This window comes from Bradyrhizobium sp. RD5-C2 (assembly GCF_019972155.1).
Classification (GTDB): domain Bacteria; phylum Pseudomonadota; class Alphaproteobacteria; order Rhizobiales; family Xanthobacteraceae; genus Bradyrhizobium.
In genome coordinates, this window is the sequence record NZ_BOVL01000006.1 from 67,098 (window position 1) to 81,855 (window position 14,758).

The following is a 14,758-nucleotide window of genomic DNA, read 5'->3' on the forward strand; positions in this document are numbered from 1 at the left end:
AGTTCCGGCTTTGGCACTCGCGCCATCCCTGACTTCAAGAGATCCCGTAAGCAGCCATGCCGAATGCCGGATTCGTTCATCTCCACGTCCATTCCGCCTATTCGCTGCTGAAGGGCTCGATCAAGATCGCCAAGCTCGGCGAACTCGCCAAGGCTGACCGCCAGCCGGCGCTGGCGCTCACCGACACCGACAACATGTTCGGGGCGCTGGAATTCTCCGACAAGATGGCCGGCTACGGCATCCAGCCGATCGTCGGCTGCGAAGTTGCGGTGGATTTTGGCGACGTCGACCCCAATACGCGGAGCATCCTGGCGACGACCGGGCCGACGCGAATCGTGCTGCTGGCGGCCCGCGAGCGCGGGTACCAGAACCTGATGCGGCTGAACTCGCGGGCGTTCCTGGAGACGCCGGTGAACCAGACGCCGCACATCAAGCTCGACTGGCTCACCGACGCCGCCGAGGATTTGATCGCTCTGACCGGCGGGCCCGACGGGCCGATCGCGCTGGCGCTGCGTGCCGAGCAGGCGGCGCTGGCCGCGACCCGCTGCGAACGTCTGGCGAGCCTGTTCGGCGATCGTCTCTACGTCGAATTGCAACGCCACGGCATCGATAAGGAGCGCCGCACTGAGGGCGGCCTGATCGATCTCGCCTACAGCAAGGGCCTGCCGCTGGTTGCGACCAACGAGCCGTATTTCGCCACCAGTGACGACTACGAATCGCATGATGCGCTGCTGTGCATCGCCGGCGGCCACCTGATCGCCGAGACCAACCGCGAGCAATTGACCCCCGATCACCGCTTCAAGACCCGTGCGGAGATGGCGGTGCTGTTCGCCGATATTCCGGAGGCGCTGGCCTCGACGGTGGAGATCGCCGAGCGCTGCTCGTTCCGCCCAAAGACCCGCAAGCCGATCCTGCCGTTCTTCACCGTCGGTGCCGCGGCGAGCTCCGACGCCGCCGCCGACGAAGCCGCCGAGCTGAAGCGCCAGGCCGAAGAGGGCCTCGCCAACCGCCTGCGGGTGCACGGTCTCTCGCCGGGCATGACCGAGGAGGACTACGCCAAGCGGCTTGCCTTCGAGCTCGACGTCATCACCCGCATGAAATACGCGGGCTACTTCCTGATCGTCTCGGACTTCATCAAATGGGCGAAGGCGCAGGGCATTCCGGTCGGACCGGGCCGCGGCTCGGGCGCGGGCTCACTGGTCGCCTGGGTGCTCACCATCACCGACCTCGATCCGATGCGCTTCGCCTTGCTGTTCGAGCGCTTCCTCAATCCCGAGCGCGTCTCGATGCCGGACTTCGACATCGACTTCTGCCAGGACCGCCGCGGCGAGGTGATCCAATACGTCCAGGAGCGCTACGGCCGCGACCAGGTGGCGCAGATCATCACCTTCGGTACGCTGCAGGCGCGCGGCGTGCTGCGCGACGTCGGGCGCGTGCTGCAGATGCCGTACGGGCAGGTCGACAAGCTGACCAAGCTGGTGCCGCAAAATCCCGCGGCTCCGGTGACGCTGGCGCAGGCGATCGAAGGCGAGCCCAAGCTGCAGGCGTTCCGCGACGAGGATCCGGTGGTGGCGCGCGCGTTCGACATCGCGCAGCGCCTCGAGGGTCTGACGCGCCACGCCTCGACCCACGCCGCAGGTATCGTGATCGGTGATCGGCCGCTGAGCGAGCTGGTGCCGATGTACCGCGATCCGAAATCCGACATGCCGGTCACCCAGTTCAACATGAAATGGGTCGAGCCGGCGGGCCTCGTGAAGTTCGACTTCCTCGGCCTCAAGACGCTGACGGTGCTCGATGTCGCGGTCAAGCTGCTCAAGCAGCGTAACGTTGACGTCGACCTCGCGACGCTGCCGATCGACGATGCGCCGAGTTACCAGATGCTGGCCCGGGGCGACGTCGTCGGCGTGTTCCAGGTGGAAAGCCAGGGCATGCGGCGCGCGCTGATCGACATGCGGCCCGACCGCTTCGAGGACATCATCGCGCTGGTCGCGCTGTATCGCCCGGGCCCGATGGCGAACATCCCGACCTATTGCGCGCGCAAGCACGGCGATGAGGAGTCGGAATATCTGCATCCGATCCTTGAGCCGATCCTGAAGGAGACCTTCGGCGTCATCATCTACCAGGAACAGGTGATGCAGATCGCGCAGCAGATGGCGGGCTATTCGCTCGGCCAGGCCGACCTGCTGCGCCGCGCGATGGGCAAGAAGATCCGCGCCGAGATGGACAAGCAGCGCGACATCTTCGTCGCCGGCGCGATGAAGAACGGCGTTGGGAAGGGGCAGGCGGAGACGATCTTCGAGCTGCTCGCCAAGTTCGCCGATTACGGCTTCAACAAGAGCCACGCGGCGGCCTATGCGCTGGTGTCGTACCACACCGCCTATATGAAGGCGCATTATCCGGTCGAGTTCCTCGCGGCGTCGATGACGCTCGAACTCAACAATACCGACAAGCTCTCCGAATTCCGCTCCGAGGCGCAGCGCCTCGGCATCAAGGTCGAAGCGCCCAACATCAATCGCTCCGGCCCGACCTTCGAGGTCAGCGGCAACACGATCTACTACGCGCTCGCCGCGCTGAAGGGTGTCGGCATCCAGGCGGTCGAGCAGATCATCGAGGAGCGCAACAAGAAGGGCGCCTTCACCTCGCTCGCCGATTTCGCAGCAAGGGTGAGCCCGCGCGCCGTCAACAAGCGGATCATCGAAAGCCTTGCGGCGGCCGGCGCGTTCGACACGCTGGACCCGAACCGGGCCCGCGTGTTCGCCGGCGCCGATGCGATACTGGCCGCCTGCCAGCGCAGCCACGAGGCGGCAACCTCAGGCCAGAACGACATGTTCGGCAGCGCTCCGGATGCGCCGAGCATCATGCTGCCGCAGGTCGAGCCATGGCTGCCCGCGGACCGGCTGCGGCGCGAATATGATGCGATCGGCTTCTTCCTGTCGGGTCATCCGCTCGACGACTATGCGACCGCGCTGAAGCGGCTGCGCGTGCAATCCTGGGCGGAATTCTCGCGTGCGGTGAAGACCGGCGCGACGGCGGGCAAGGTCGCGGCAACCGTGGTGTCGCGCATGGAGCGGCGCACCAAGACCGGCAACAAAATGGGCATCATGGGCCTGTCGGATCCGACCGGCCATTTCGAAGCGGTGTTGTTCTCCGAGGGCCTCGCGCAGTACCGCGATGTGCTGGAGCCCGGCGCGGCCGTGCTGTTGCAGCTCGGCGCCGAGCTGCAGGGCGAGGACGTGCGAGCGCGGGTGCTGCACGCCGAGCCGCTCGATCACGCCGCGGCCAAGACGCAAAAGGGCCTGCGGATCTTCGTCCGCGACACCAAGCCGCTGGAGTCGATCGCGCGCCGGCTCAACATGCCGGACGCCGCGCCCGCCCCGTGTGGCGCCGCAAGGCCACCGGCGGTCAAGCCCGCACCGTCGGCAGCGCCGGCAGGTGCTGCCGACGGCGACGTCTCGCTGGTGATGATGCTGGACCTCGAGACTGAGGTCGAAATGAAGCTGCCCGGCCGCTACAAGGTCTCGCCGCAGATCGCCGGCGCGATCAAGGCGGTCACGGGCGTGGTCGACGTGCAGACGCTTTAGACGACGATCCCGGCGACGCTGCGGAAAACCAATGGCTTTGGCTTAAGCACTATTGCAACCACACCGTGCTTCTTTCTATGGTCGCGCCTGCTGGGAATTTCGGGGGCGGGATGATCGGACGTTACGCGGCCTTGCTGGCCGGTGTGCTGATAGTGTCGGGCTGCGTGAGCGATGGTGTCGGCACCAACTATGCGGCGATCTCGCAGAAGTTCGGGCCACCGAAGCCGGGACATTCCCGCGTCGTGGTGCTGCAGGAGAAACGCAAGGGCCTGAGCATGGCGATCTGTGCCTGCGACGTGAAGCTCGATGGCGAGCCGATCGGCAAGGTCGCCATCGGCACTTATGCATTCGCCGATCGGCCCGCCGGCCGGCACCAGTTGGTCGCCAACGAGGTGATGTTTCCCGGCGAGACCACGCACAATTTCACGACCGAGCCGGGTCGCACCTATTTCTTTCTGGTGAAATCGAGCGAGCGGCATGATGCCGTCACCGGCGTGACGATGGTGGGAGGTCTGGTCGGTGCCGTCGTTGCATCGGCCGCGACTTCGACCGCCGGCAATCCCGGGCCGGGCGATTTCGTTGCACTGGACGAGGCGACCGCGCGTACGACGCTGGCGGACCTGCAATTGGCGCAATAGGGGGCGCCGGCCGGGCTCCTGACGGGGGCTCTTGCCGGCCACATCGGACCAGTTCTGGCCAAAACGGGCCAGTTCCGGGGCTCAAAGGGCCCATCCGGTCGGCGTAACCGGCCGTATTTCCTTGCTTCTGGCGCAAATCGCGCTATATAGCGCGCCATCTCACACGGAAACATGGCTCTCAAAGGCCGTCCGGTGGCAACCGGCCATTCAGGCTCGTTTGCTCACACGTTTCCGGAGGAACCAACCGGAGAATTAGATCTATGTCGCTGCCCGAATTCAACATGCGTCAGCTTTTGGAAGCCGGCGTTCACTTTGGCCATCAGTCCCACCGCTGGAACCCGAAGATGCAGGATTACATCTTCGGCGCCCGCAACAACATCCACATCATCGACCTCGCGCAGACCGTGCCGATGCTGCACCGTGCCCTGCAGGCGGTCAGCGATACCGTCGCCAAGGGCGGCCGCATCCTGTTCGTCGGCACCAAGCGCTCGGCTCAGGACGGCGTTGCCGATGCGGCCAAGCGTTCGGCCCAGTATTTCGTCAACTCGCGCTGGCTCGGCGGCACGCTGACCAACTGGAAGACGATCTCGGCCTCGATCAAGCGCCTTCGCCATCTCGACGACGTGCTGTCGTCGGGCGACGCCAGCTCCTACACCAAGAAGGAGCGGCTGACGCTGCAGCGCGAGCGCGACAAGCTCGACCGTTCGCTCGGCGGCATCAAGGACATGGGCGGTCTTCCCGACATGATCTTCGTCATCGACACCAACAAGGAAGACATCGCGATCCAGGAAGCCCAGCGGCTCAACATCCCGGTCGCTGCGATCGTCGACACCAATTCGGACCCCAAGGGCATCACCTATGTGGTGCCGGGCAATGACGACGCCGGCCGCGCGATCTCGCTGTATTGCGATCTCGTGGCGCGCGCCGCCATCGACGGCATCTCGCGCGCCCAGGGCGATTCCGGAATCGATATCGGTGCGTCGGCTGCGCCCGTGCAGGAAGAGCTCCCGGCGGCTGCGCCGTCCGGCTTCCAGGGCCTCGCTGGTCCGCGCGGCACCGCCGACAACCTCAAGAAGCTCACCGGCGTGTCCGGTACGATCGAGAAGAAGCTCAACGACCTCGGCATCTTCCACTACTGGCAGCTCGCCGAGCTCGACCACGACACCGCGCACAAGATCGGCGAAGAAGTCGGTCTGCCGAGCCGTGCCGACGCTTGGGTTGCCCAGGCCAAGACGCTCGCCGAAGCGGAATAAAAGTTACGCGGCGTGGCCGGGTCTCGCCCGGCCGCCGCTTCAATTCCACGAACAACGATTTCCCTGTCGCTGACAGCGGCGCCATCGGGCGCCGCGGTTTCTGTACAGGCAAGAAGGACATTGAACGATGGCAACGATCTCAGCAGCGATGGTCAAGGAACTCCGCGAGTCGACCGGCGCGGGCATGATGGATTGCAAGGCGGCGCTGACCGAGACCGACGGCGACATGACCGCCGCGCAGGATTGGCTGCGCAAGAAGGGCCTCTCCAAGGCCGCCAAGAAGGCTGGCCGCGTCGCTGCCGAGGGCCTGATCGGCGCGCTGACCTCCGGCACCAAGGGTGTGCTGGTCGAGGTCAACTCCGAGACCGACTTCGTTGCGCGCAACGAGCAGTTCCAGGGCCTGGTCAAGATGATTGCGCAGGTCGCGCTGAAGCACGGCTCCGACGTCGAGGCCATCAAGGCCGCCAAGGTTGGCGACTTCACGGTGGAGCGGGCGATCTCGGACGCGATCGCCACCATCGGCGAGAACATGTCGCTGCGCCGCGCTGCTTCGCTCGAGGTGAGCAAGGGCGTGGTGTCGAGCTACGTCCACAACGCCGTCGTCGAAGGCGCCGGCAAGATCGGCGTGATCGTGGCGTTGGAGTCCACCGGCAAGGCCGACGAGCTCGCCGTGCTCGGCCGCCAGCTCGCCATGCACGTCGCGGCGGCAAAGCCGCTGGCGCTCGACCCGGCCGGGCTCGATCCGGAGACCGTCAAGCGCGAGAAGGACGTGCTGGCCGACAAGTACCGCCAGCAGGGCAAGCCGGAGAACGTCATCGAGAAGATCGTCGATTCCGGCCTGAAGACCTACTACAAGGAAGTCTGCCTGCTCGATCAGGCCTTTATCCACGACAGCGGCAAGTCCGTTGCCCAGGCGGTGAAGGAAGCTGAGGGTAAGGTTGGCGGGCCGATCAAAATCGCTGGCTTTGTGAACTATGCTCTCGGTGAGGGAATCGAGAAGCAGGAAAGCGACTTCGCCGCCGAAGTCGCGGCCGCCAGCGGCAAGAAGTAACCGCTGACACCAAGGCGTCCGGCGCACGCGCCGGAGGCCTGCCTGCGCGGGATAAGAAAGCGATCGCATCATGGCTGAGCCGATCTATCGTCGCGTGGTGATCAAGCTGTCCGGCGAATATCTGGCCGGCTCCCACGGGTTCGGTATCGATCAACCGACCGTCGATCGCGTCGCCGACGACCTGATCGCGGCCCGCAAGCTCGGCATCGAGGTCGCCGTCGTGATCGGCGGCGGCAACATCGTCCGCGGCGTCGAGGTGTCCTCGCGCGGCGTGTCCCGGCCGACCGGCGACACCATGGGCATGCTTGCCACCATGATGAACTGCCTCGCGCTCGAGGCGGCGATCGAGCGCAAGGGGACCCCGGCGCGGACCTTGTCGGCATTCGTGATGCCGGAGATTTCCGAGCTGTTCACCCGTAGTGCGACGCACAAATATCTCGCCGAGGGACGCATCGTCCTGCTCGGCGGCGGAACCGGCAACCCGTTCTTCACCACCGATACCACCGCCGTGCTGCGCGCGGCCGAGATCGGCGCGCAGGCGGTGCTGAAAGCCACCAATGTCGACGGCGTCTACAGCGCCGATCCGAAGAAGGACCCCAAAGCCAAGCGCTTCGACCGCCTGACCCATTCGCAGGCGATCGAGGGCGGTTACAAGGTCATGGACGCGACCGCTTTCGCACTTGCCCGCGAGACGTCGCTGCCTATCATCGTGTTCTCGATCGCGGAGCCCGGTTCGATCGGTGCGATTCTGCGCGGTACCGGACACGGCACGGTCGTCGCCGGCTGATTGCCGCGCCTCCGGGTCCAGACTTTGGACCCGAGGGCGTCGACAGCCGGTTTCTAGTAAAGGGAGAAGCGTCATGGCCGCAGCTGGTTTTGACATCAACGACGTGAAGCGCCGCATGCAGGGCGCCACACAATCGCTCAAGCACGAGCTCGGCGGTCTGCGTACCGGCCGCGCCGCGGCCTCCATGCTGGAGCCGGTCCAGGTCGAGGCTTACGGCTCGCATATGCCGCTCAACCAGGTTGCGACCATCAGCGTGCCCGAGCCGCGCCTGCTCTCGGTGCAGGTCTGGGACAAGTCGATGGTGAAGGCCGTGGAGAAGGCGATCGTCGACTCCAATCTCGGCCTTTCGCCGGCAACCGAAGGCCAGGTGTTGCGCTTGCGGATTCCCGAACTCAACGAGGAGCGCCGCAAGGAACTGGTCAAGGTCGCGCACAAATACGCGGAAGCGGCCAAGGTCGCGGTACGCCACGTGCGCCGCGACGGCCTCGACGTGATCAAGAAGCTCGAGAAGAATCACGAGATCTCCGAGGACGATCAGGAGCGCCTGTCGAACGAGGTGCAGAAGGCGACCGACGGCGTGATCGCCGAAGTCGATCAGCTGCTTGCCGCCAAGGAAAAGGAAATCCTGACGGTCTAAAGGCGCTACGGGAAAGAGCCGATGTCGAACGCCGCCGCCCCAGCAACTGACGGACCGGATCGCTCCGGCAGTCCGTTGCATGTGGCGATCATCATGGACGGCAACGGGCGCTGGGCCGCTTCGCGCGGCCTGCCGCGCGTCGAGGGCCACCGCCGCGGCGTCGAGGCACTGCGCCGCGTGGTGCGTGCGGCCCATGAACTCGGCATCGTCTATCTCACGATCTTTTCGTTCAGCTCGGAAAACTGGTCGCGGCCGGCGAGCGAGATCGGCGATCTGTTCGGCCTGCTGCGCCGCTTCATCCGCAACGATCTGGCGACGCTGCATCGTGACGGCGTGCGGGTGCGCGTGATCGGCGAGCGCGCCGGGCTCGACCCCGACATCTGCGCGCTGCTCAACGAGGCCGAGGAGCTGACGCGGAACAACGTCAAGCTCAACCTTGTAGTCGCCTTCAACTACGGCTCGCGGGCGGAGATCGCTGCCGCCGCGCGGCGCCTTGCGCGCGAGGTCGCCGAGGGCAAGCGCGACGCTAACTCCATCGATGCCGATACGCTCGGGCAATATCTCGATGCGCCCGACATTCCGGACCCCGACCTGATCATCCGCACCAGCGGCGAACAGCGGCTGTCGAACTTCCTGATGTGGCAGGCCGCCTATAGCGAGCTCGTATTCGTGCCGATTCACTGGCCGGATTTTGACAAGGCGGCGCTCGAAGGCGCGATTGCGGAATACGGCAAGCGTGAGCGCCGGTTCGGCGGCCTCGCCGCGAAAACCGGCTCGTGAGCGAACGCGAAGCCGCACCGGCGGCAGCAAGCGAGCAGTCGCCGGCTGCACCAAGCGAGCAGGGCTCGCGCAACCTCGCGATGCGCGTGGTCGCGGCGCTGGTGCTGGCGCCGGTCGCGATCGCGCTGGCCTATCTGGGTGGCGTGGCCTGGTCGCTGCTGGTGACGCTGGTTGCGGTCGGATTGTTCGCGGAATGGCTCATGGTCACCGGGCTCGGACGCGAGCTCCGCGTCATGGTGCCTGGTGTTGTCGCGCTGCTGCTCGCGGGACTTTGCCTGATCGCCGGCCGCATCGATGCGGCGTTGGTGGTCCTCGCCGTCGGTGCGGTTGCCGTGGCGCTGACCTCGGGCGCGCGGCGCAACTGGGCGATTGCGGGATTGCTCTATGCTGCGGCCGCCGAGATCGCATCGGTGCTGCTGCGTCTCGATACGGCGGAGGGCTTTGCCGCGCTGATGTTCGTGTTGCTGATCGTGTGGGTCACCGACATCGGCGGCTATTTCGCGGGCCGCAGCATCGGCGGGCCGAAGCTTTGGGTGCGGGTCAGCCCCAAGAAGACATGGGCTGGCGCGGCCGGCGGTTTCGTCGCGAGCCTGTTGGTTGCGGCCTGCTTTGCCGCCTTCGAGATCGGCACGACCGGGCCGCTGCTGATGCTCGGAGCCGTGTTGTCGGTGGTCTCGCAGCTTGGCGATCTCTTCGAATCCGCGGTGAAGCGGCGGTTCGGGGTGAAGGACTCGAGCCACATCATTCCCGGCCATGGCGGCCTTCTGGATCGCCTGGACGGATTTGTCGCGGCCGTCGTCGTGGCGGCGATTTTCGGCTTTCTCCGTGGTGGCGCCGATGGCGTCGGACGCGGTCTTATGGTTTGGTGATGAGATGAGCGCAGTTCCGTTGCGTAACAACAAGGCCGCGGCGGCGTCCGCCGCGCGGTCCGTGACCGTCCTCGGTGCCACCGGCTCGATCGGCGACAGCACGATGGATCTGCTGCGTGGCGCGCGCGACCGCTACCGGGTCGAGGCGCTGACCGCGAACAGCAATGTCGAGGGACTGGCCAAGCTCGCCAAGGAGTTCGGCGCGCGGTTCGCCGCCATCGCCGATCCGGCGCGGCTTTCCGAATTGAAGGACGCGCTGGCCGGAACCCGCATCGAATGCGGGGCCGGGGAGAGCGCCATCATCGAGGCGGCCGCGCGGCCGGCGGATTGGGTGATGGCCGCGGTCAGCGGCGCTGCCGGATTGAAGCCGGCACTTGCCGCGGTCGATCGCGGCGCAACCGTCGCGCTCGCCAACAAGGAGTGCCTGGTCTGTGCCGGCGACATCTTCATGGAGCGGGCCAAGAAGGCCGGAGCCTGCATCCTGCCGGCGGACTCCGAGCATAATGCGCTGTTCCAGGCGCTGGCTTCCGGCAATCGCGAGGAACTGACGCGGGTGATCATCACCGCCTCCGGCGGGCCGTTCCGCACCTGGGCTCCCGCCGACATCGAACAGGCGACGTTGGAACAGGCGCTCAAGCATCCGAACTGGAGCATGGGGCAGAAGATCACGATCGATTCCGCCTCGATGATGAACAAGGGCCTCGAGGTGATCGAGGCGTCCTATCTGTTCGCCCTGGCGCCCGACGAGATCGACGTGCTGGTGCACCCGCAGTCGATCATCCACGGCATGGTCGAGTTTTCCGATCGCTCCGTGATGGCCCAGCTCGGTACGCCCGACATGCGGATCCCGATCGCGCATTGCCTCGGCTGGCCGGACCGGATCGTCGGCCCGTCAGCCAAGCTCGATCTCGCCAAGATCGGACAGCTCACCTTCGAGGCGCCGGACTTCCAGCGTTTCCCCGGGCTGCGGCTCGCCTACGAGGCGCTGCGCCTCGGGCATGGCGCGACGACGGTCTACAACGCGGCGAACGAAATCGCGGTCGCGGCGTTTATCGCCGGCAAGATCAAATTCGGTGCGATCGCCCGGCTGGTCGAGGCGACCATGAACGATTGGATCAGGTCGGGGAATCAGCCACCACTGAACTCGGCGGATGATGCGATTTCCGTTGACCATATCGCGCGAAATAAAGCTGCCGCCCTATTGCCTCAAATTGCCTTAAAGGCAACCTAGAGGGTTGGGGACGGAGCCTATGGCTCTTGTCGAGGGGAATTCGAATGCCCGAGTATTTGCTTCATAGTATCAATGCGTTGAGCCATGGGCTCCTCGGCTATATCGTTCCCTTCCTCTTCGTCCTGACCATCGTTGTCTTCTTTCACGAGCTCGGCCACTTCCTGGTCGCGCGCTGGGCCGGCGTGAAGGTGCTGACGTTCTCGCTGGGGTTCGGACCGGAGCTTGCCGGCTTCAACGACCGGCATGGCACACGCTGGAAGATCTCGGCGATTCCGCTCGGCGGTTACGTCAAATTCTTCGGCGACGACAGCGAGGCATCGACGCCCTCGACGGAGACGCTCGCCGCCATGACAGCGGAGGAGCGCGAAGGCAGCTTCCACCACAAGTCGGTCGGCAAGCGCACCGCGATCGTCGCGGCCGGTCCGGTGGCGAACTTCATTCTAGGCGCCCTGATTTTCGCGGGTATGGCGCTCTATTACGGCAAGCCCAGCACGATCGCCCGGGTCGATGGCCTAGTTGCCGAAAGCGTCGCTGCGAACGCAGGCTTCAAGGTCGGTGATGTCGTCGTCGATATCGATGGCAGTGCGATCCAGAGCTTCGCCGACATGCAGCGGATCGTAGCTTCGAATGCTGGTTCAGAGCTTGATTTCAAAGTGAAGCGGGACGGCGCGATCGTTTCGCTGAAGGCGGCGCCGGCGCTGAAGGAGGTCAAGGACCCCTTCGGCAATGCCCACCGAATCGGCGTGCTTGGAATCGAGCACAAGGCTCAGGTCGGCGAATCATCCAGTGCTCCGGTCGGCGTGCTGGAAGCGATGAAGATCGGTGTCGAGCAGGTTTGGTACATTATTTCCAGCACGTTTAAGTTCCTGGGGTCGCTGTTCGTCGGGACCGGCAATCCGGCCGAGGTGAGCGGGGTCATTGGAATCGCGAAGCTGTCGGGTCAGGCTGCGAGCGCCGGGTTCCAGTTCGTCGTCAATCTTTGCGCCATCCTCTCGGTCTCGATCGGGCTGTTGAATCTGTTCCCGATCCCGCTTTTGGACGGTGGACACCTCCTGTTCTACAGCGCGGAGGCGCTTCGTGGACGCCCGCTCTCGGAGCGGACGCAGGAGGTGGGTTTCCGAATTGGTCTGGGTTTGGTTCTGATGCTGATGGTGTTTGCGACATATAACGACATCCTCAGAATCGCTGGGTCCTGAAACGGGGCTTTTCTGTGGCGTTGCCAATGGGCAACGTCTTGGTATGAAAATGGAAATGTTCAGCTGTAGTAAGTTTGCCCCCTCGGCAAAGTTGGCTACAAGCTGAGCGGCAGGTTGGGAATCTGTCGGGTCGTTGGGGAACGGTCCGGCATTGCTAAAGATAAGGGCGCGTTGCGCATGATGTTTGGAATGCGAGTGAGGGGGGGGCTGTTCGCCGCCTTGGTCATGTTCGCCGCGCCAGCGGCGGCCACCTTGGCGGCCGTTGCTGTCTCTGCGCCTGCGCATGCGCAGACCGTTGATTCGATTGCCGTGGAGGGGAACCGTCGCGTCGAGCTCGAAACCATCCGTTCCTATTTCCATCCCGGACCGGGCGGTCGGCTGGGCCAGGCCCAGATCGATGACGGCCTGAAGGCGCTGATCGAGACCGGCCTGTTCCAGGACGTCCATATCGATCAGCGGGGCGGGCGCTTCGTCGTGGTCGTGGTCGAGAACCCGGTGATTGGCCGCGTTGCCTTCGAAGGCAACAAGAAGGTCAAGGACGAGCAGCTCACCGCCGAAGTCCAGTCCAAGCCGCGCGGCACCTTCTCGCGCCCGATGGTGCAGTCGGATGCCCTGCGCATTGCCGAAATCTACCGCCGCTCCGGCCGTTACGACGTGCGGGTCAATCCGCAGATCATCGAGCAGCCGAACAACCGCGTCGACCTGATCTTCGAGGTCAATGAAGGCGTGAAGACCGGTGTGCGGTCGATCGAGTTCCTGGGCAACAATGCCTATTCGGCGTCCCGCCTGCGCGACGTCATCAAGACCCGCGAATCGAACCTCCTGAGCTTCCTTGGCGGCAACGACGTCTATGACCCGGACCGGGTCGAAGCCGACCGCGACTTGATTCGCCGCTTCTACCTCAAGAACGGCTATGCCGATGTACAGGTCGTGGCCGCACTGACCGAATACGATCCCGACAAGAAGGGCTTCCTGGTTACCTTCAAGATCGAAGAGGGCCAGCAGTACCGCGTCGCCGCCGTCAACTTCACCTCGTCGATCGCAACACTCGACCCGAACGCGCTGCGCTCGTACTCGCGCGTCAATACCGGCTCGCTCTACAACGCCGAGGCGCTGGAGAAGTCGGTCGAGGAGATGCAGATCGAGGCATCGCGCCGCGGCTATGCTTTCGCGGTGGTCCGGCCGCGCGGCGATCGCAATTTCGACAATCACACGGTGTCGATCACCTTCGCGATCGATGAAGGTCCGCGCACCTATATCGAGCGTATCAACGTCCGCGGCAACAGCCGCACGCGCGATTACGTGATCCGCCGCGAATTCGATATCTCGGAAGGCGACGCCTACAACCGTGCGCTGGTGGACCGTGCAGAGCGCCGGCTGAAGAACCTCGACTTCTTCAAGACAGTGAAGATCACCACCGAACCCGGATCCTCCAGCGATCGCGTCATCCTGATCGTCGATCTCGAGGAGAAGTCGACTGGCGACTTCTCGGTGTCGGGCGGCTATTCGACCACCGACGGCGCGCTGGCTGAAGTCAGCGTCTCCGAGCGCAATCTGCTCGGCCGCGGCCTGTTCGCGAAGGCGTCGGTGACCTATGGCCAGTATGCCCGCGGCTACTCGCTGTCGTTCGTCGAGCCCTATCTGCTCGACTATCGTGTCGCGCTCGGCCTCGATTTCTATCAGCGCCAGCAGCTGTCCAACAACTACATCGCCTACGGCACCAAGACGCTCGGCTTCAGCCCGCGTCTCGGCTTCAGCCTGCGGGAAGACCTGTCGCTGCAGCTGCGCTACTCGATCTATCAGCAGGAAATCACCCTGCCGTCGACGCTCAACAACTGTAACAACAATCCCTTCCTGGCTGACGGCGTAACGCCCAATCCCGCATTCAATCCGAGCCCGGCCTATGCGAACCTGAACGGGATCAGCCTGGTGTCGACCAATGGTCTCGGCTGCTACAGCGACGGTGAAGCCTCGCTGCCGGTCCGCAAGGAACTGGCTGGCGGCAAGACGTTGACGTCGGCGCTGGGTTATACGCTCAACTACAACACGCTCGACAACAACAAGAACCCGACCGACGGTCTGATCGTCGACTTCAAGCAGGACTTCGCCGGCGTCGGTGGCGACGTCAGCTACATCAAGAGCGCGATCGACGCGAAGTACTACACCCCGCTGGTGTCTGATATCGTCGGCGTGATCCACGCCCAGGGCGGCATCCTGAACAAGCTGGGCAGCGACGAACTGCGCATGCTGGATCACTTCCAGATGGGCCCGAACCTGGTCCGCGGCTTCGCGCCGAACGGCATCGGTCCGCGTGACATCAACCCGTACGGCACCATGGACGCCGTTGGCGGCACCAAGTACTGGGGCGTGTCGGCGGAACTGCAGATGCCGTTCTGGTTCCTGCCGAAGGAAGTCGGGCTCAAGGGCGCGGTCTATGCCGACGCCGGCGGCCTGTACGACTACAAGGGACCGACCTCGTGGGCGGCGACCGGCGAAGTCAACACGCCCGGCTGCGTCAGGCCGACCAACAACCCGCCGTCTCCGGGTACCTGCTTGGGTCTGAGCTATGACGACAGCAAGGTTGTCCGTACCTCGGTCGGTGTCGGCCTGATCTGGCAGTCGCCGTTTGGTCCGCTGCGCTTCGATTACGCCGTACCGCTGACCAAGGGTGCGTATGACCGCGTGCAAGAATTCCGGTTTGGCGGCGGTACGACTTTCTAACACCGCTGATCGAC

Annotated in this window: 11 protein-coding genes; all 11 read left to right on the plus strand. The window is 64.7% G+C overall.

The genetic code is table 11. The features are described 5' to 3' along the window. The first annotated feature begins 56 nt into the window (after window positions 1–56). The 11 genes from dnaE to bamA all read left to right on the plus strand — a co-directional run bounded on the left by dnaE (window position 57) and on the right by bamA (window position 14,744). On the plus strand, window positions 57–3,581 hold the full coding sequence (dnaE, locus tag BraRD5C2_RS05250; protein WP_223967273.1) for a DNA polymerase III subunit alpha: 3,525 nt from the start codon (window positions 57–59) through the stop codon (window positions 3,579–3,581). Between the two features lie 110 nt (window positions 3,582–3,691). Continuing rightward, window positions 3,692–4,219, plus strand: a complete 528-nt coding sequence (locus tag BraRD5C2_RS05255) for a DUF2846 domain-containing protein (RefSeq protein WP_223967274.1) — start codon at window positions 3,692–3,694, stop codon at window positions 4,217–4,219. 260 nt (window positions 4,220–4,479) lie between these two features. Continuing rightward, window positions 4,480–5,472 carry a 30S ribosomal protein S2 gene (locus BraRD5C2_RS05260; RefSeq protein WP_223967275.1) on the plus strand — a complete coding sequence of 331 codons (993 nt, stop codon included), beginning with the start codon at window positions 4,480–4,482 and terminating at the stop codon, window positions 5,470–5,472. 127 nt (window positions 5,473–5,599) lie between these two features. Further along, window positions 5,600–6,523, plus strand: a complete 924-nt coding sequence (tsf, locus tag BraRD5C2_RS05265) for a translation elongation factor Ts (protein ID WP_223967276.1) — start codon at window positions 5,600–5,602, stop codon at window positions 6,521–6,523. 70 nt (window positions 6,524–6,593) lie between these two features. After that, a complete protein-coding gene (gene pyrH / locus BraRD5C2_RS05270; RefSeq protein ID WP_038385104.1) occupies window positions 6,594–7,310 on the plus strand; it encodes a UMP kinase in 717 nt (238 codons plus the stop codon). A gap of 73 nt (window positions 7,311–7,383) precedes the next feature. Next, the gene (gene frr, locus BraRD5C2_RS05275) at window positions 7,384–7,947 is read left to right on the plus strand and encodes a ribosome recycling factor (RefSeq protein WP_176531045.1); all 564 of its coding nucleotides are present in this window, start codon (window positions 7,384–7,386) and stop codon (window positions 7,945–7,947) included. 21 nt (window positions 7,948–7,968) lie between these two features. Beyond that, window positions 7,969–8,727 carry an isoprenyl transferase gene (locus BraRD5C2_RS05280; RefSeq protein ID WP_223967277.1) on the plus strand — a complete coding sequence of 253 codons (759 nt, stop codon included), beginning with the start codon at window positions 7,969–7,971 and terminating at the stop codon, window positions 8,725–8,727. Between the two features lie 80 nt (window positions 8,728–8,807). Then, window positions 8,808–9,596, plus strand: coding sequence for a phosphatidate cytidylyltransferase (locus BraRD5C2_RS05285; protein WP_374707962.1), 789 nt, complete (start codon window positions 8,808–8,810; stop codon window positions 9,594–9,596). Window positions 9,597–9,600: 4 nt separating this feature from the next. Then, on the plus strand, window positions 9,601–10,827 hold the full coding sequence (gene dxr, locus BraRD5C2_RS05290) for a 1-deoxy-D-xylulose-5-phosphate reductoisomerase (RefSeq protein ID WP_223967279.1): 1,227 nt from the start codon (window positions 9,601–9,603) through the stop codon (window positions 10,825–10,827). A gap of 44 nt (window positions 10,828–10,871) precedes the next feature. Then, window positions 10,872–12,023 (plus strand): RIP metalloprotease RseP, encoded by a 1,152-nt coding sequence (gene rseP / locus BraRD5C2_RS05295; protein ID WP_223967280.1) that lies wholly within the window; start codon window positions 10,872–10,874, stop codon window positions 12,021–12,023. A gap of 177 nt (window positions 12,024–12,200) precedes the next feature. Then, window positions 12,201–14,744, plus strand: coding sequence for an outer membrane protein assembly factor BamA (gene bamA / locus BraRD5C2_RS05300; protein WP_223967281.1), 2,544 nt, complete (start codon window positions 12,201–12,203; stop codon window positions 14,742–14,744). Window positions 14,745–14,758 lie beyond the last annotated feature (14 nt).